8 protein-coding genes are annotated in these 18,532 nt (G+C 56.2%); 1 reads left to right on the forward strand and 7 read right to left on the reverse strand.

Features of this window, described 5'->3' with window-relative positions; all coding sequences use genetic code 11:
• Window positions 1–49: 49 nt before the first annotated feature.
• The 5 genes from NFS31_RS18500 to NFS31_RS18520 form a co-directional block, all read right to left on the reverse strand.
• On the reverse strand, window positions 50–1,753 hold the full coding sequence (locus tag NFS31_RS18500) for a hypothetical protein (protein WP_251498419.1): 1,704 nt from the start codon (window positions 1,751–1,753) through the stop codon (window positions 50–52).
• 236 nt (window positions 1,754–1,989) lie between these two features.
• Window positions 1,990–3,009, reverse strand: a complete 1,020-nt coding sequence (gene ilvC, locus NFS31_RS18505) for a ketol-acid reductoisomerase (protein WP_251498421.1) — start codon at window positions 3,007–3,009, stop codon at window positions 1,990–1,992.
• An 84-nt stretch (window positions 3,010–3,093) separates the two neighbouring features.
• A complete protein-coding gene (ilvN, locus tag NFS31_RS18510) occupies window positions 3,094–3,594 on the reverse strand; it encodes an acetolactate synthase small subunit (RefSeq protein ID WP_251498423.1) in 501 nt (166 codons plus the stop codon).
• Between the two features lie 230 nt (window positions 3,595–3,824).
• Window positions 3,825–4,709, reverse strand: a complete 885-nt coding sequence (gene nudC / locus NFS31_RS18515) for an NAD(+) diphosphatase (protein WP_251498425.1) — start codon at window positions 4,707–4,709, stop codon at window positions 3,825–3,827.
• A 317-nt stretch (window positions 4,710–5,026) separates the two neighbouring features.
• Window positions 5,027–5,587 (reverse strand): NADH-quinone oxidoreductase subunit NuoE family protein, encoded by a 561-nt coding sequence (locus NFS31_RS18520; RefSeq protein ID WP_251498427.1) that lies wholly within the window; start codon window positions 5,585–5,587, stop codon window positions 5,027–5,029.
• 318 nt (window positions 5,588–5,905) lie between these two features.
• On the opposite strand from NFS31_RS18520, the gene NFS31_RS18525 reads away from it, so the two are divergent.
• Window positions 5,906–6,832: a DUF4392 domain-containing protein gene (locus NFS31_RS18525; RefSeq protein WP_251498429.1), complete on the forward strand. Its 927-nt coding sequence runs from the start codon at window positions 5,906–5,908 to the stop codon at window positions 6,830–6,832.
• On the opposite strand, the gene NFS31_RS18530 is transcribed toward NFS31_RS18525, so the two are convergent.
• Both NFS31_RS18530 and NFS31_RS18535 read right to left on the reverse strand, forming a co-directional pair.
• Window positions 6,814–7,959 carry a hypothetical protein gene (locus NFS31_RS18530; RefSeq protein ID WP_251498431.1) on the reverse strand — a complete coding sequence of 382 codons (1,146 nt, stop codon included), beginning with the start codon at window positions 7,957–7,959 and terminating at the stop codon, window positions 6,814–6,816. The genes NFS31_RS18525 and NFS31_RS18530 overlap by 19 nt on opposite strands.
• A gap of 110 nt (window positions 7,960–8,069) precedes the next feature.
• Window positions 8,070–18,398, reverse strand: coding sequence for an MSCRAMM family protein (locus tag NFS31_RS18535; protein WP_251498432.1), 10,329 nt, complete (start codon window positions 18,396–18,398; stop codon window positions 8,070–8,072).
• Window positions 18,399–18,532 lie beyond the last annotated feature (134 nt).

Below are 18,532 nucleotides of genomic sequence, written 5' to 3' on the forward strand. Positions count from 1 at the left end.
TAACACATTCCTCGCTGGCTGATGTATGAACAGCAGCTCTTTCATCAGATCATTCAGGCAGCACAGAGCGCTTCGCCATGAACCGATCCACCGCAAGCGCCGCTCTCCGGATCCCCGTCCACGCATACGGGATCAGGAGCACAGCATAGCAGACCGTATACTGCCCCTTGGCCTCCCACACCAGATGGAACAAAAATCCGCCGATAAATATAATCCCCGGAATCAGATTTCCCCACCGTATGCGTTTCCATTCCAAAAGAACCCACAGCAGCGCGCCCGCATAGATCAGCGTCTGCAGCCAGTTGACCGTGAGAAGGTACAGCGCATTCAGGACGCCTCCCTTTTTAAACAGCGACCGTTTCATGTCATGCAGGAGCGCCAGGCCGCCCCCAACCTCCTGGATCCAGAGGCTCTGGAAGGTGGGTTCAGCCCAGATCGACGCGGTTTTCCTCACAAAAAAGTCCGCGCAGGCCCCCGGATCGGCCGCCAGGTCTGATATCGTCTCCGCCAGATCCCTTCGCACCGCCTCCTTTGCCCGCTCCGTATCGCCTCCATTTTCCCAAAATACCCGGACATTGTAGCCATTGTACCATCCCGGTCCCCTTTTTCCCTCCGAGAGCCCCATCTCGGCCCATGCGGCCATGGGAATCCCTTTGGAGGCCGGAGCGCCTGTCAGCCGTTCCATGCAAAAGCCCAGCCCCTTACTCCCGGCCATATAAACCGCGGCCACGATAAGCGCCGCGGCAAAGAGCCGCCGCCTCTTTTGAAACACCGCCTCAGCGGCCAGATCGATCACCAGCGCTGCCAGAGCAATCTGATAATTCGATTTCAGGAAAACGGCCCCTGTTGCCGCCGCTGCGCCGATCCACAGATCCATCCCCCTCTCCTCGCGGATATAGCGGCCGATCCGGTACAGCGCTAAGCAGGAAAGCCCAAAGCCAGGCATGGTTCCATAGGTAAATACGACGTAAAAGGAAAATGGAAGATACAAAATCAGGCAGAGAAAAAGCCCTCCTGCCTGCCCCGGCAAATCCGCTCGCCGGCGCTCTCCCCCCGAATGCCTGACAAAGGCGGCAAGACACGCCATCCCCAGAATCAGAAAGCCAATGTTAAAAAGCTGCATCGCATACGGTGCGGCGCCGCGAAATACCGAATAAAACACCGCCATATAAAGGATCAGCCCGTTCTGGAGCGGGTACGTATACGCGTACCCCTGCGCCCCTCCTTCTGAGCCATAGCTAAAACGGACTGGGGCCCAGGGCGACCTATCCCCCTCCAAAAGGCAGCGGGCCGATTCCATGCAAAGCCTCGAATCACTCCCCGCCCAGCCCATCAGCAGAAGCGTCCACACAGCCAGCGCTGCGGCCGCAATCACCGTCAGGCGGGTATAGCGCCCGGTTGCCGCCCGTTTTTCCCGCGCAGAAAGCGCTTTCCCCGCTTCCCCCACCCTCTTTTGCCTCAAAAACCACAGCAAAAGCGCAAAGGCAGAGACATGGAACAACGGGTGATCCCGGCCGTATTCCACAATCTCCGCCCCTCCGTAAACTGTGCAGGTAACAAAAGCGCTGAGCCCGGTCAGAAACAACAGGATCCCGCACAAAAACGCCTGCACAAACCGGATACAAAACCGCTCCGGCAGAGAAACGCCGGATATGGCCGGAGACGGCGGCATTTTCGTCTTATCTCCCATCCGCCGTGTTCTGCTCTCCGACCGCTGTGCTCTGTTTTCCGTCCATTGTATTCTGCTCTCCATCTGCCACATCCTGTTCTCCATCGGCTGCGTTGTGCTCCCTATCCGCCGCCTTTTGCTATACATCCGTTGACTCGCTGCATTAACCTCCGCGCCCGCTCCTGCGTAAAGAAAAAAAGGCGGACATGCCTCGCCGGCTCCGCCCTTTTTCCAGCCTCCTCTAACCGCTGCGCCTCCCGTTTTTCTCCTGATGTGCTCCCGGAGTCCCGCTGCGCCTGATTTTGTGAGATGATTTTTTATCAGTTGTTAATCAATTTCTCATTCTCATTATTCCAGCTATAGAGTTTGCGGATCTCCTCGCCGATCTTTTCCGACGGATGCTCAGCAGCAAGCTTTCTCATCGCCTGGAAATGAACCTGACGGCCGGCCGGGGACATATCAAGAAGGAATTCCTTTGCAAATGTGCCGTCCTGGATATCGGAGAGGATCTTCTTCATCGTCTTCTTCGTCTCCTCTGTGATGAGCTTCGGCCCGGTCACATAATCGCCGTACTCCGCCGTGTTGGAGATCGAATACCGCATGCCCGCAAAACCGGACTGATAGATGAGATCCACAATCAGCTTCATCTCGTGGATACACTCAAAATAGGCATTTCTCGGATCATAGCCTGCCTCCACCAGCGTCTCAAAGCCGGCCTGCATCAGGGCGCACACGCCGCCGCACAGAACCGCCTGCTCGCCGAACAGATCCGTCTCTGTCTCGGTTCTGAATGTTGTCTCAAGTACGCCGGCCCTCGCGCCTCCGATGGCCAGGGCATAAGCCAGGGCAATATCAAGCGCCTTGCCTGTCGCGTCCTGCTCAACCGCTACCAGGCACGGAACTCCTTTTCCCTCCTGATACTCGGAGCGCACCGTATGGCCCGGTCCCTTAGGGGCAATCATCGTCACATCCACGTTTTTCGGCGGCTTAATGCACCCGAAGTGGATATTAAATCCATGGGCAAACATCAGCATATTGCCCTCCTCCAGATTCGGCTCAATGTCCTTCTTGTACATATCCGCCTGCAGCTCATCATTGATCAGGATCATGATAATATCCGCCTTCTTTGCCGCCTCGGCCGCGGTATACACTTCAAAGCCCTGCGCCTCGGCCTTTGCCCAGGATTTGCTCCCCTCATAAAGGCCGATAATCACCTTGCAGCCCGATTCCTTTGCATTCAGGGCATGCGCATGTCCCTGGCTGCCATAGCCGATCACCGCGATCGTCTTTCCATCAAGTAATGATAAATTACAGTCCTCCTGATAATAGATCCTTGCCATCTCGTTTCCTTCCTCCTTGGGATTATTCATTTTGATTGTATGCATCATGCGCCGCCGCCCGGCCTTTCCGCTCCGGCAAAAAGCTTACGGAAGGTAACGCACATCGTCGCTCCCCCTGGAAAGCCCGGTAAGGCCCGTCCTCGCCAGCTCCAGAATCTCATAGTCCTCCAACAGGTTAATCATCGCGTCCAGCTTGGACTGATCCCCGGTCAGCATGACGGTGACCGAATCCTTTCCCACATCCACCACGGAAGCGCGGAAAATCTCCGCAATCGCATTGATCGCCATGCGCTGGCTGGCGTCAGCCCTCACCTTCACCATCATCAGCTCGCGGTAAACCGAATGCCCTTCCTCCAGCGCCTTGATGTGATGGACATCCTCCAGCTTTCCAAGCTGCTTCTGAATCTGCTCCAAAACCTGATGATCGCCCAGCGAGACCACGGTCATCCTTGAATATCTCGGATCCGCCGTGACGCCCACGGTCAGGCTTTCAATATTGTACCCGCGGCGGCTGAACAGGCCCGCGACGCGGCTTAAAACGCCGGCAGTATTATCTACCAGCAGGGATAAAACAATTCTGCTCATGTACATTCCCACCTTGCTGTATCATATTTATAGTGTTTCACTATAAATTCACTTAATCATAGCAATCAATTGTGGCTTTGTCAACTAACTAAATGGAATAGATTCTATTCCTTAACGGTATATGGCCGCCCGTTTCAGACAGGTCTGCGCAGACGCCGCGGGATACACCGGCCGGGAAGATGCGCAGCCTGTGCGCGCAGGTAATATTCATATCTTTTTTCGTTATGTACTCAGACATCCGGGCCGGCATCCGGATCCCACGTCCTGTATTTAAACGCCATCTTCATCTCGCTTCCCACGCTGATCATAACGTCGTCATCCGGAATCTCTTCCCTGGTATACCATCCGGCCTCTGACAGCTCGTCCTCCTGAAGGCGGATCGTATCATCTCCGTCAAGCTCTGCAAAAAAACCGATCATCTCTGTATCTGTAAAAGCCCAGGGCTGGCTTTTGAAATAACGGATATGTTTGACCTTTAACCCTACTTCTTCCATCACCTCGCGCCGGACCGTCTCCTCAAAGGTTTCGCCAATTTCGACAAAGCCCGCGATCAAGGCGTACCCCCTGTAGGGCCGGTCCCGGTAACGGGACATTAAAAGCCGATCCCCGTCTGTGATTGCCACAATCACCGCCGGAGAAATCTTCGGGTATTCAATCTGCCCGCAGGAAGGGCAGACAAGAGCCCGCTCGGTCCGGCTTTCTGTCATAGCTGACGCACAGCGGCCGCAAAAACGGCGGCTCTGCCTCCACCGCCACAACTGCGTGGCCGTGATCGCAGCAAATGACTGATAAGCCGGCTCCATCGTCCTGAAATACTGGGTTTTCTTCCACTGAAGGCCGGGATTTTCGGGGGAATCCGCACAGGCAGAGTCCTCCTCTGAAGGCTCGACGAGAAAATACGGCTTCTCATCAATCGAAAATAAATAAACCGCCCTGGTAAATGCCTCCGGAAAAACCGGCAGAATCTGCGAAAAGCAGGGGATCGCAGCCTGCGTCTCCTCCCCGCAAAGCAGAAGCGTTTTATTCTGCACAATACAAAGCGCGTAATCCGATGCCGTTGGCTTAAGATCCCGGTAAGCGTTATCATAGCGGTGCGGTGCAATATCCTGTATCATCTGTACTCTCCATTCTGTCTGCAGTCAATTAACAGCTCCTCATCCAACTGTCTGTGAACAGTTACATTGTATTGCTTTTCAGTCCGGGTTGCAAGCAGATATTAAACCGATATGCGGCGATATGCAAAAATCAGTTACTGTTCACACACCAGCCAATGCGAGGTGTTTTTTGTGAGCGCATCGCAGCGGAAGTCACGGAAAACCCGAGGGCAGCGGCGCCAAACCGCGTTTTTTTGCGGTTTGTGCGCATCGCGAAGCGTGTTACTGGGCACAGCCCGGCAGGGGTGTGAACAGTAATAAAAATCATGCCGTTCATGTTACGCTTCACGGTTTCCTTTGGAACATAGCGGCATGCTGTCATCTTCCGCCAGCTCCCCGTCAAACAGCATATTCGGCGCCGTCCTGCAGTGCTTTAGACAACTCCTTGTCTCCAGCAATACGGTTCCGTCCGCGGACAATGCCCCCTCAGGCGGAATCGCGCCCTCAATGCCCAGCCGCTTCTTAAGCCTCCCAAGCCGTTTTTCCTGCTGTTTTCTGTGTTCCTTACTCATACACCGTTCTCCCGTACAGACCGTGATCCGGTGCTCATACGCCGCAGGCTTTAAGCTTTTATAAAGTTTCATAATACAGTCAATGACGCTCTCCTTCACTCCCGCCGCCTCGGCCGCCAGCGCCCGGCATTCCGGAGAAATAAATCCCCGGATCTCCTGAATCTCCTTCAGCATCGCCGCAATCGTTTCCTGAGAGGCCGGCTTCTTCATGCTGGAATAAAAGCTCCAAACTTCCGCCAGCTCCTGGCTCTTCTCCTTCCTCTTTTCCTGCGCCCTTTCCTGTGAATCCTCCTGTTTTGAAAAAAGCTCCTTTAAATATCCCATCATACACACCTCTGCCCTGTCACTATTTTCCATACATTATGCGCAAAACAGAATCATATCATTCATCATGAATCCACTTTTGCCGTCCCTCCCCGGCAAACCGTGAACCGACAGCCCAAATATCCATTGACAGCCCCCCTTTTTTCCGCTACAATTGAGACAGAAAATGAAGTAACGGCAATCTCTCCCCGCCGTTCCCAAAACACATTCTTTACGGGACTCCCGTCCGGATCTCCCCCTCTCAGATAAGAACCCTGAACCCCGTAAGAATAGACGGGTCTTTTTTGTTCCGTTAAATAACACACTGGAGGAACCATACTTATGAAGTTTTATGAACGCTTAGATGCCATAATGAAACAGGATTTCGGCGCAAGGGGGCTTTTGAGCTCGCTCCCCGCCTCCCCGATCGCACAAACGGCGCGCTCCCTCGCGCAGGCCAGGCATGCCATACTCCTGACCGGCTTTCCTGTGCGCCTTCCGGACGGCAGCGTCGTCGGAGAGACAGACGGGCCTTCCGGGACCGCCAACTTAGCCTACGCTCTGATGGAGACAGGCTGCCGGGTGTCCGTCGTTACAGATTCTGTTTCCCACGCTCTCTTAGAGGCGGCTCTTGCCCTGCGCGTTCCGTCGGCAGAGCTGATTCTGCTCCCGAAATCCGAACCGGAACCATTTATCGCAGAGCTTGTAGAAACGCTTAAGCCAACTCATTTTATCAGTCTCGAACGGCCCGGGAAGGCGGCGGACGGCCATTACCATAACATGCGCGGCGAACAGATTGACGACATGCTCACCGATTCCGCCGCCTTTCTTTCGGAGTCGAAAAGAGCCGGGGCTGTCACCATCGCCATCGGAGACGGCGGTAATGAGATGGGCATGGGCGCTTTCCGGAAAGAAATCGTGGCAGGCGTCGCCTGCGGAGATATGATCTGCGCCAGCGAAGCGGCTGACTTCACCCTGGCAGGCGGCGTCTCCAACTGGTGGGGCTGGGGTATCGCCGCCCTTTTATCCATCCAGCTCGGCCGTTCCCTTCTTCCCTCTGAGGAGACAGAGGCAAGGCTTTTACGGCAGGTGGTTCTGGCAGGCGGGGTAGACGGAGCGACAAAGGAGGCTACTGTCACAGTAGACAATCTTTCACTTGAAACCAACCTGTCCGTCCTGCGCGCTGTGTCCGGACTGACCGTTGACGCGCTTGCCTCTGACCGGAAAAAAGCCGGCCAAAAGGCGGTTCTTCAGCAGGCGGATGCCTGAAACGGATTTTCACCGGACTCCTTTTCAAGCCTCCCTTCCGGATCGAGGTAATACCAGCGCCCCTTCCACTCCTGCCAGCAGCTTGTTTTCGCCGCCCCCATTCCGTCGAAATAGTACCAGCAGCCGTCGAGAAACAGCCAGTTTTCCTGCGGCATACAGCCGTCCTTTTCCAGATAAAATTTCTGGTTCTCCTTAAAACGCCATCCTGACGCCTCTTCCTCCGGGAGCTCCTCTCCCGGAACGGCGTCTGCCTCCTTCTGAAATATAGAAGCGCAGAGCCCGTCCCGAATCTGATCCGCCTCCTCTTTTCTCACCTGCCTAAGTCCCGATTCGGCCGGACTGCCCTTTTTCCCGCTCTCTGTCAGGGGATAAACCTTACAGTAATAGATCCCGCTCTCCTGCATCAGCGGCGCAAAATCATATGTAAGACCGGCCGTCCGGTGGGGATATCCTACCCGCCTCTGGTTGCGGTACAGCATCGCCAGATAGGACGAAGCATTGGGGGCGGCCTCCCATCTCGCGCATGTTCCTTCCAGCGCCGCGCGCCCGATCTCCCCCACAAGCTCGCCGGGCGCCTCAAGCTCCACCGTCAAAAGCAGGCTCTGTCCCGCATCCCCGCGGACTGCCTTGGTGCAGACCGCGGAAACCCCCGAAAAGCGTATTTCATCCTGATCTATCCGGCCAAACACATCCTCATCTTCCGCCGTCAGCTCAATTTTAATATACCGGGTTCCCTCTTCCTCCGTCCCTTGCTTTGATTCGTTTCTCTCCTCCTCTGTGATTCCTTCCTTCCCTGTCTCTTCCTCCTCGCTTTCCTTGTCCGGATATGGTATCCCATCCGCGGGATCCGGAAAAACAGACGGGCCGTTTCCCGGATTCCCAGCCTCCCCTGACTGCCAGATGCCTGTTACTGTGTACTGGCTGCTGGCGCAGTATGCCTCCACCAGCGGCCATCCGTCCTCCTCAAAGGACTCCGCCTCCAGACGTATCTTAATCTCCCGTATCTGCGCCGCTGCCGCTGGCATACTCCCCAGAAAGCTGAATCCGGCTGCAAAAACGGTCAGGGCGGAGGCCCTGATGCAGCGGTTCATCCTGAAACGGCTGATTCTGCTTGTTCTTTTTATCATAAATGACATACCCCGCTTTCCTTCGCGGCAGCCGCCAGATGTGCATACGAAGATGCTCATCCGGCCATCTGCCCGCGAAAATCATAATTTCTTCGTGCTGTGTAACAAATTTAGCGCCTTATGTTTCTCTCCCGCTCCCCTTTTCTGTCTGAAGCCCGTCTTGTATACAAAATCAGAAGCAGCAGCGCGGCCGCTGCCAGGCCGGTTATCAGGAAGCCTTCCGGTATCGGCAGAGGAGCTTTCCCCTGTCCCTCTCCCTCCCCGGTTTTCGGAAGCGGGGGAATCGTTTCGGCTCTCAGCCAGATATCCCCCTTTCCTTCTATGGTTTCGTCATAGTAAAGCGTCAGCGTCCCCTCGACCGGTATATCCGGCTTTTTCGGCGTCTGCGGGCGGCCAGGCCGCTCCGGCCTCCCGGGCTTCTGGGGCGGCGTCTTTTCATCGTACATCAGAACGGTAATGCCCTGCCCATTTTCCGGAACCGTAAAGGTAACCGGATCGGACATCTCATATCCGGCAGGCGCGGACTCCTCTGCCAGACGGTAGGAAGCGCCTGCCTCCAATACCCCCGTAAATTCTCTGGAACCGCTCTCATCCGTTGTAAAGCGGCATACCTCCTGGCCGTCCTCTGTCTCGATCCGCAGCGCCGCCCCGGGAAGAGGGCCGATCGGCGTTGTCCCGTCGCTCTCAACCGCTAATTTCCGTATCGTCACTCTTGTAGGCGTATTGACAAGCTCCAAAACGATTTCCCCGCCTTTTTCCGGAACGGTAAAGAGAATCGGCCCGGCCATGGCGTACCCGGCCATGGGCATCCTTTCCTCCAGACGGTAAGCAGCTCCGGCCAAAAGCGCGGCCTGAACCAGATGCGGCGTCCCGTCCGAAACCCACTGCTCCACGACGGTTCCGTCCGGAGTGCAGATCGTAAGCTGCGCCCCGGCCAGATCGTCCGTCTCTCCTTCTTTCTCCCCGGGCTCTGTCTTCCTGACAATCACCCGGACTGGCTGATCCTCCATCTGGATTCGCAGAGCGCCGCCTTCCTCTGGCGCTGTAAACGCGATATCCTCTGCCCGGCCGTAGCCGGGAGGCGCTTCACGCTCTCTGAGAACCGCGGATTCACCCGGACTTAAAACAGCTTCAACCTGGTGAACAAAACCGTCGGAAACCCATTCCTCCAAAAGTGTCCCGTCCTGCGCCAGCAGCTCCATCTTAGCTCCGGAAACACCCTTTCCCGTCTCGAAATCCGTTTTCCCGGCCAAAATTTCCACAGGCGCATCCGTCATGTCAAACCATACCGGAGCCGCCTCCCCATTAAACCCAAAGGAGCGGCGTCCGGTCAGGGCAAACGTTCCGTCTGAATACCCTGTATGCTCTGTCAGGATGTACGTCCCGTCTTTTGTAAACAGCTCCCGCCTGCTTCCATCGCGTTTTTCGTAGAAAAATACAGCGCTTTCCGGATTCTTCCCGGTTGTTCCCTCTGTATTCCGGCTGTTTTTCGCGTGCATGGCCGCTTCTGTCTCCCGCCTGGTTTCCTCAGTCTCCTCGATCTGATAACGTGTTCCCCACGGCAGGCCGGTAAACGTAACCGCCTCCCCCGCCGCCAGGGAAACCACATCCCCGCTCCGAATCCTTCCGGTAAGGCTTCCCTTAAAGGGAACAAGCCCTGTAAAATCCTCCCCGGACGAACCGCGCAGATGGATCCGATACGAAAAGCGCCCCGTTACGCTCCCGGCCCCTGTGCCTGTCACACGGTTTACAAGCGTCAGGCTTCCGGCCTCCCCAATGGGGTTTACGGCTTCATATACTTCACCCTCCAGCTCCAGCGCACACCGGATCACACCCTCCGCCTCCGGCCGCGCCGCTGCTGTGAGAACGAGCCTGCATTCCTCACCGGGCTTCAAAATGCCTGTTTCAGCCTCCAAAACGCCCGGTTGTCCCTTCATGTTCCATGCCGCCGACGAATTCGCAGGCATCCACTCAAGGCCGTTGCCCAGCCGTACAAGGGCCGTATACCCCTTCTCCTCCTTTTCTGTATTTTTGCATGTCGCTTCATAGCGTATCACGCTGCCGGAAAGAATGGCCGCGCCGCCTTTTCCGTTTGCGCTGAAAACCTCTATCCCCCTTTTTTCTTCATATTCCGGATTATATAGCGTCTTCTGATAGCCCTCTCCCGGCGTATTTTCCACGCGCCACGACGCCAGCGCCCCGCCGTTTTCATCTTTGATGGCAAGAAGCGTCTCATCCGCCAGACGCCATCCCGGCGTATAGAGCCCGTCTGCGCCGCGCTTCATGCGGAATATGCGGCGCTCCGTCGTCTGCTCCGAACCATTTGTGTAGAAGGTCAGCTCCGTTTCTTCATAAAGCCTCCCTTCCCATACTTCTAAAACATCCGGCTCTTCTCCCTGCTTTGTCTGCTCCTGCCGCCCTCTGTCCTTTGTCCCTCCTTTCCCGTCTGGACCATGTTCATCCTCCCGCGGGCGGACGGGCAGGCTTTGCCCGTATGTCAGCTCATACTGCCCGCCGCTCTCCAAATCTGTGAGAATCCGCCTTGTGCCAGCCGCCCTTCTTCCCCAGATATCCAGCCTCTCAATCGCGTCCGGGAAATCGGAGGACGCTGTAAAGCGCACGCTTCCCGTACCTGTGGAAATGCCGGAAACCCGCCTCCCATCGTCAGATATGGAAAATAGAACCGGTTCTGCCAGCGCATACCCTTTTGGCGCTTTCAGCTCCTTCAGGAGATACACCCCGCCCGCCGAGAGCACGCCTGCGACGAGATGGCTTCCTCCGCCGGAAATCCACGTCTCAACAGGAGGCCCGTCCTCTGTATAATTCCCGTTTTCTTCCTTTGTCTCATAGATTGCCAGCACGGCGCCTTTCACCAGATGCCCGCTTTTGAAATCCGTTTTGGCTATCTCGATCCGCGTCGGCTCATTTGACGCCTCCAGCCGGTACAGCAAAAGCTTCTGATCCGGATCGTCTGAAAAGGTAAACGAATATTCCGTTACCGCCCGGGCGTAGCGCGGCGGGGGAATTACCTCTTTCACCGAAAAACGGTACGGTTTCCACACCCCGCCCACTGTTCTCCCGGTTTCCAGCTCCCCGCTGCGCGCGGTTCCGCTTTCGCCTGTCGCCATCAGAATATGCTCTCCTGTGTCGAGATTTTTAAGCTCGAACACCGCCTCCGCAAGCGTCAGCCCGGAATCCGCCGCGTCTGTCTTGACAATTTCCACCACTCCCTTCTTTTTCTCGTTGACCGCCTGAAACACCGCCTTCCCCTGTTCAAACCGCCCTCCTGAAAGCGCCAGCCGCTGCGGTTCAAAGCCTTTGTATCCGTCCGGGGCCTCCTGCTCGGCCAGATAATAGATTCCGTCCTCCAGCCCTTCCAGCCGGTGCGGGCGCAGGCTTCCCACGGACTGCTTTTCCGGGATTCTTCCCGACTTGCGATCGTCCTCTGTATAAACGCCGTCTTCCCCCGACACCCACGAAGCGGCCAGATACGCCCCGTCCTCGCAAAAGCCGCCGTCCGGATCGGCTTTATAGAGCGCAAGCCTGGCGCCGGCCAGCGAAACGCCCGCTTCATCGGTCTTTACTATTTCGACCCCCTGCTTCCTGTTTTCCATACCGTAAAGCTGGATCTGTTCCGTCTGCGCAACCTCCACGACCCTGGGCGGCGCCGTTTCATAGCCGGGCGGCGTCTTTTCCTCTACCAGCACGTACGGCGTGCCGCTGGCCAGATAATCGATCCGGCGCCGTCCCTGCGCCGTGTCATAGCTGACCGCGTACGGGCTTTTCCTGTATGTAAGCGTCTGATAATTGAACTTGTAGTCAAAATTGTATCCACACTTTCCCTCTGCGTTTAAGCCGCGGCTGATATGGATCAAAATCTGTTTTCCACTCTCCGTCTCCCACATCTGGCGCACCGATTCTTCGCCAACCGTGGCCTCGGCGTCTGTCAGCCGCGCGCTCCGCGCGGACAGCCAGCGAAGCTCCCCTGCGCCCGGATTCTTCTGGTACTGTCTTAAAAAGGCGTCCCTGTCTTCCTGGCAGACATCCGCGTCAAAGGTGAACGCCCCATCCCGGTATACGGCCCTTTTACCTCCGTCCAGTGTATAGACAAGAGGGCTTTCGGACACACGGACAGCCTTTCTGGCCGCCTTCCAGCCCACCTCCTGAAAGGAAGGGCCATATTCTGCGTACAGGGACTCAAAATTGTGGGTAAAACCGCTCTTTGTCTCCTCCTTTCGCGGTCCGAACACACGGGCAAAAATGGATTTCTCCGGATTTTCCTCATAATCGGACACTTCAATCGTCTCTGTGTATTCCAGGCAGTCATCCGCCGTCCAGGTATCGATCCGGACGTCCTTTTTGTACCTGGGAACCCCATTCTCTGTGACAATCCCGCCGCTGTCCGTCTCCGCCTCATAAAGCGAGAGCACGGCCCCGGCCGCTGCGGGAAGCGCCTGTTTCTCTCCCTCCTTCTCTTCATATTTGAGTATCTCCAGCTTGGTATGGTCGTTGGGGAGCGCGATGTGATGGAGCCCGCGCGTCCCGCTTATGGACACCCACTTCGACGCCGGAATATAGCCCGGCGGCGTGTGGATCTCTTCCAGAATATAGTCTCCCTTAGGAACCGCCTCCAGGTAAGCCGGCGTATCTCCCGCCGTCCACTGCGCCGTATAGGTATGGATCCCGTTCTCTCCGTCCAGGACGTCCCACTGTGCAGGCGTATCCTCCATTTTTTCCAGATAATAGCCAAAGGGATGGGACGAAAGCTGGTCTGACGGAACGCGCCTTGCCCGGAACAGGGCGAGCTCTGCGCCCTTCACACTCCGGAAAGAATAGCCGGCCTTTCCCTCCTGCCGGATCTCTGTCTCATCAAACAGCCCATCCCGGTCCAGAACCGTTATTTTAAAGTTCTCAGGCGCGTCCACCTTTTCTATATAGGCGCTGATCGGCCAGTCCACCGCCCTCGCGATCGGCGCTGCCGTTCCGTCTTCCCCCACGGTCAATCCGACAGGCATGGTCTTCACATATCCGGCCGGAGGCACAAGCTCTTCCATGATATAACTGCCGGCCGGAACCCGTTTTAATACATCCGCCTGTCCCGGCGTCATGGCGTGGGAAAAGGGATCGTTTGGCGCCGCCTCCCCGGTGATCCAGGTGTTTTCCATGATATACCCTTCTCCCCGCCTGTGAAACAGCGGCTTATCATCCCGGTCTGACTCAGGATCCGGGCCGATATCAGCAAGCTCCCCGCTGGTCTGAATCTCCCAGGCGTTTGTATTATACCTTCTTAAGCGATCGTCATATTTATAGCGGACAAAATCCCTGTCCCGGTCATAAACCGCCTCTCCTTTTTTATAGATTTTCTGCGATTTTTGGTAATAAACCGGCTGCCCGTGTTCATTTAAGGCCGGGGAAAGCGACTTTTCCAGCTTCCCGTTCCGGTAGGTCCCAATCGTATATTCGTTCTCTGTATCAGAAAATATTGAGGCCAGACGGCCGGTCTTTATCTTCTCCCTTACGATCACATTTCCATACGGATCCCTCGAAATCCGGACCGGCCAGACCAGAACCCTTCCTTCCTCATCCTCCACATAAGCCATGCCCGTATAGGGCTCGACCAGGCTGTCCCTGTTTTTATCCGCGTCCAGATGGTACATCCTCGTCCCCTCCGGAACCTCTGTAAAGGCGCGATCCGCCTTGCTGTAGAGGAGTCCTTCCCAGTCCGGGCAGGTGATTTCAAGGAACGGGGCGCCGTTTTTCCATGCAAACAGCGCCATGCCTGCCTTTGCCTGAACCCGGTTTCCGTATGCGTCACGCCCATAGTACGCGCCATTTATCTCCTCCAGAACGGACAGATTCCCCAGATCATAGAAGAGAATATCCGTATCCTCCCGTTCCACGGTCTTATAGATCCAGGTTCCCTCTCCCCGGTCGTCCTCCTGATCCGAATAGGAATAGCGCTTCAAATCTTCCGGATCCGCGCTGGCATCCGCTGATTTATCCAGCAGGTACTTCACCGCGGTTCCCGCATATCCCTTCTGGACATACATCCGCTTCACATTTCCGAACGCATCACGTTCAATATTCACACCCGTGAACCTGTAATCCTCCTTATCTCCGCTTTCCTTTATCTCAATCGCGTCGTATAGGGTCATCCGCGCGCCCGGCAGATAGCGGTTTTTGTCATCCGCGCTCTCTAGGCGTCTGGTCAGGCGCGCCTTTCCGGTAAATACGCCCTCTTCATAGAGGAGTTCAAGATCCTCCCCGGCATCCTTTTTCTTTTTAAGCGCGTCCAGAAAGCCCTTCCTCCAGGCATAGCCCAGATAAGTCCCCGAATCGTTGAATGCCAGCTCCAGATTCTCCAGGCCGTATCTTCCCTTTAGCTGCGTTATGCTTCCCTCCAGGCGGCCGTTCAGCTCAAAGACGGCTGTCTGTTCCTCCGGCTTGGTCTTTGCAACCTTTAAGCGCAGCGGCGTGTTATCGATATAGACACGCGCCATGTCTCCCCGATCCTGCGGTTTATTCCCGTTTGATTCCGTCCCGTCCGGGGCTGTGATCTCCTCACCGTTGTCTGCCGTACGGCTCACCCTTTCATGGTAAACCGCCGCACGCACGCGCTGATCCGGATTCCCGTCCAGGTAATAGGCCGCCTCATCCGAATAGATCTCGACTGCCACCGGACGGCTGCGGGCATAGCCTGCCGGAGCCTTGATCTCGCACAGGACATAGCATCCCGCCCCGAGCGGCTGCGGCGTTTCCAGATAGCCGACGGTCTGCCCTCCTGTCACGCCTTCCCCCAGCTCCCCGTCCCGCACAGTCGTAAACGCTTCAAACTGCCCGGTCTGATTTCCGTATGCATCTGTTAATACTACCTGCTCCTGTTCCCGGCAGATCGGCGTTCCCGCCGGCGCGATTCCGAAATATATCCCATTATACGGAATCTCCCACGGAAGCGCCGCCCTGGCCGCGGGCGTGATATTCTCAGCCCCCATTGCCTCCAGAAACTCTCTGCTACCGGTTATAAGAGCCGGCTTTTCATAAAATTTCACACGGCCGTCCTCTGTCTCCTTATCCTCCCGCTTCGCACTGTAAATGGTAAATATGGCTCCGTCATGCAGGATGTCCTCCCCCGTCTCTGAATCCAGCTTCTCAAGCCGGAGTTTTGACGCATAAAAGGTATTCCTGAACGTCTGATCCGCATATCCGGCAAAAACAGAAGCATCGTATGCGTCAGGCCCCGGAGGCTCCGTAACCGTCCAGGGAACCAGCGCCGCAAAATACTGCCCGTCATACCCGGTCAGGGCGCCGGTTATCGTTTTCACCTGATCCTTAAAATAAAAACCAGATGGGTTGTTGGCGTCCGATTCCGGGCCGTGCCGGTACAGCACGCCATCCTCTGTCCCGGACTGTTCCGACACAGAGGCATAATGGTAATACGCCCCAACCGCCGCGTTGCTGTGATAAACGCTTTCCGGATGATCGGTGTGATAGAGCGCTTTATACGGGGCGTACTCCTCCTGCGTGAAGGTATAGCCCTGATAAGAGCCGCCGTCCTCAAACACAGCTCCCTGTCCCGTCCTCTTATCCGCATCCAGCCCGTATTTGTAAACTTCAAACGGCCCGTCGTTTCCCTGTGCGCGGATCACATAGCGTTCCGCTTCATCCGTATGCGTCTGCGCCCACTCCTCATTCATCCGGATCAGGTATTTTGACGCAAGCTGCTCCGGCGTATCCTGGCTGCCGTATTCATAGAAGGGGTCAAAGGCCGGCGGCGACTCCCGGTTTCCGTCCGTTTGATACAGGGACGGAACCGCGATCTCCTTTGGCTGGTCGATCCGGTAATGCTTATTGTAAAAGTCTCCGAGCCTTGCTATACAGGGCTGCTGCTCGACCGCCACATAGATCCCGTAAGGCAGGTATTTTGACACTCCGTAATAGTGGCTTTTCCCCTGCGCTTCACCGGATGAGTCTGCCGACAGCGTGGTTTTATCTCCGTCCTTTCCCCCGTCCGGCTCGCCGTCCCACTCTATGGCATATATCTCGTCCAAATCGTAGGTAAAAAACGGCTTTAAGTAGTTCTCCGCCTTTTGGATCGCCTCACGGAGCGCTTTGTCATACGCCTCCTCCTGATAAGACTGCGCGCCTCCTTTCGCCTGCCGGCTCCCGTCTCCGCTCCTTTCTGTCAGCTTTTTCACCTCCTCGTCCAGATACCATGTGACGGCAAACTGGCGGACCGCGTCCGTGGCCTCCTGGTTCTTTAACGCCTCCTTGGATGTATTGCTCTCATTTTGCACCGCCCCGCCGCCCGGAAGCGCTGCGCTTCCCGCTGCCGTCCGGGCGCCCTGTTTTTCTTCCGGCCCGGTTTTCCCCTGTCCGCCCGGCGTAAAGCCCTGCATTCGCTCCAAAATCCAGGCCAGCGGCTTAAACGACGTGCTTGACGCCCCCTTCTGATCCCATTTGTCAAAATTTGCCGTCCTCATTGCATCAAAAAACTTCTCATAATTGTACGCTATAATTGTCCTTGTTTTTCCCGCTCCGTCCTCCATGACCCGCGGCACGCTTTCCAGGAGCCTCGTATAGCCCGTCTGCGGCTGCGCCTCAATCAGCCCGTCCTCACCGATCCGGTACAGGATCGGATTTACGCATACCGCTTCACTGGATGTATTGTTATTGACGGATCCAACCGTGACGGAATCCGCCCGGTGCGGCGCTTTTGTGTACCGCTTTTGCACATCCGCACACGGATCCTGTCCCGGATACCTGTTTTTATCCCCCATGGGATCCGTCTCCTCCCCGTTTTGGTCAAGCCACACAATCTCTCCGTTATCATTCCGGTAAAGCCGTTCCAGATTGGACTTTAAATACGCCTTAAACCGGAAATTCGCAAGCGCGCCCGCGCCCGTTTTCCCGCCCGGGCCCTCTGTGAAGCTGTCCTTATGCCCGGCGGCCTCATTGGTATTGTGGGCATAGCCTCTGTCCGGCATGGTCTGGATATCCTTTATGACCTTCACTCTCTGCCGGATTACCCGCTCAAATACATGTCCCGGCTTCTTTCTGGTCCCGGCGTCCTGGTTTGTCTTCTCCTGTCCCGGGTAGACGAGCTCTGCGGGGAGCAGATAACTGTTCTCCCCCGTCAGATTCCCATTGGAGGCGTCCAGATATGCCTTTACAAAGGCTTTTTTCACATGGAGATAATAGCTTGCGCTGTCCATCGTGTTTCCGGGTGCAAAACCTGCGCCCAGCATAGCCGCCTCCCCGGCTGACAGGACCGCCTCCTTTTCCTTTAGCGCGATCTTCCATTCCGTCGTCTGGGACGCGCCCTCATCCGTATGGGATGCGCCGAACGAATCTGTATAGGCCGTCTCCACTGACACGACATAGCTCCCATCCTTCCTCCTCACGGCGGGAAGCTTCTGCCATCTCACGTCTTCGGTTTCCACAAGCTCCGTCTTAAGGCGCTCCCGGTATTCAAACGCCTGGATCCTCTTCCCGTCCCGTCCATATACCTCCTCCCCGGGCTCATAGTACACATTTTCCTCAACGGTTTTTCCGTGCAGGCTGCCTGTCCCGTCCGCTTCGGCCGCCGGTATCAGAACCGCGCTTCCAAGCACAGAAGGGGGATTCCCGTACTCCTTATACGACCCGTAAGTCCCAAACGCGCTGTAAGCCGTGTTATTTGAGTAGGACGCATAGACCAGCCGGGGCGGCTCTGACACATCCTGCGGGAGAAAGCGGACCGCACGGAAAATGATGCTGTCATCCTCTGCGTCGCTTCCCAGCGCCATAAAGCTCTCCGGATTTCCCGTTACGCCGGCATATACCTCAAATTGAAATCCGCTTCCCGTCTCCTTCACGGAATCAATTCCCCCATAGCTATAGTACGGATGGCTGTCATAGAAGCGCAGCACAGACAGAATCGCCTCCCGGACGGTAAGCCGTGTCCCGCCATCCCCCATCTTCAAAGCTTCCACGCTCTGAACCGGCGCCCCATATACCGTAAAAGCAGCCGGGTTTCCCGGGGTAACGCCGCTTAAGCCGTACATATCCGGCTCGCCCTCCCGCACCCCGCTGTCAAATACGCCGGCGTAAATGCTGGAATAATCCATCCCGCCGCCCGCCAGACGGCTTCCGGGAGTCGCCTTTTTGTTCCTGCGCAGCGCCGCCTCTGCCTTTCCCTTTACAAAAGCCAGCTTATCCCGCGTAAAAGGCTGCTCCAGCATTTCCAGGTTTTCCGCCTCCGTCATGCCCCCGTCGGCCCGTTCAAGCGCCTCCCTCACCGCCTGCTCCTGCAGGCGTCGCGCCGAAACCTGCCGGAAGCGGTTCACCGCCTCATTGGTCAATACCTCCTGCTTCATCAAACTTCCGTCCGCGTTATATTTGGGGTACTGGAAGGGGCGTTCTGCCTTCAGATATACCGGCGTTCCGTCCGGATTCGTCAAAAAGACCTTCTCATAGACGCCGGTTCCGACTAAAGCCTCCGCCTGTCTCGTTCCAGCCTCCTAGTATAATAATGGTGTAGTCAAAAATGACTACTGGTTAACAGTTACAACGTCCAATCTAATAAATCTATATA

Source organism: Otoolea muris (assembly GCF_943193115.1).
Taxonomy (GTDB): domain Bacteria; phylum Bacillota; class Clostridia; order Lachnospirales; family Lachnospiraceae; genus Otoolea; species Otoolea muris.

Excerpts from the sequence above, each read along its gene's own strand:
- NFS31_RS18520 (WP_251498427.1), bottom strand. The coding sequence starts at position 5,587 with ATGATGGGATATTTAAAGGAGCTTTTTTCAAAACAGGAGGATTCACAG.
- NFS31_RS18525 (WP_251498429.1), top strand. The coding sequence starts at position 5,906 with ATGAAGTTTTATGAACGCTTAGATGCCATAATGAAACAGGATTTCGGC.
- nudC (WP_251498425.1), bottom strand. The coding sequence starts at position 4,709 with ATGATACAGGATATTGCACCGCACCGCTATGATAACGCTTACCGGGAT.
- NFS31_RS18500 (WP_251498419.1), bottom strand. The coding sequence starts at position 1,753 with ATGGAGAGCAGAATACAATGGACGGAAAACAGAGCACAGCGGTCGGAG.
- ilvC (WP_251498421.1), bottom strand. The coding sequence starts at position 3,009 with ATGGCAAGGATCTATTATCAGGAGGACTGTAATTTATCATTACTTGAT.
- NFS31_RS18530 (WP_251498431.1), bottom strand. The coding sequence starts at position 7,959 with ATGATAAAAAGAACAAGCAGAATCAGCCGTTTCAGGATGAACCGCTGC.
- ilvN (WP_251498423.1), bottom strand. The coding sequence starts at position 3,594 with ATGAGCAGAATTGTTTTATCCCTGCTGGTAGATAATACTGCCGGCGTT.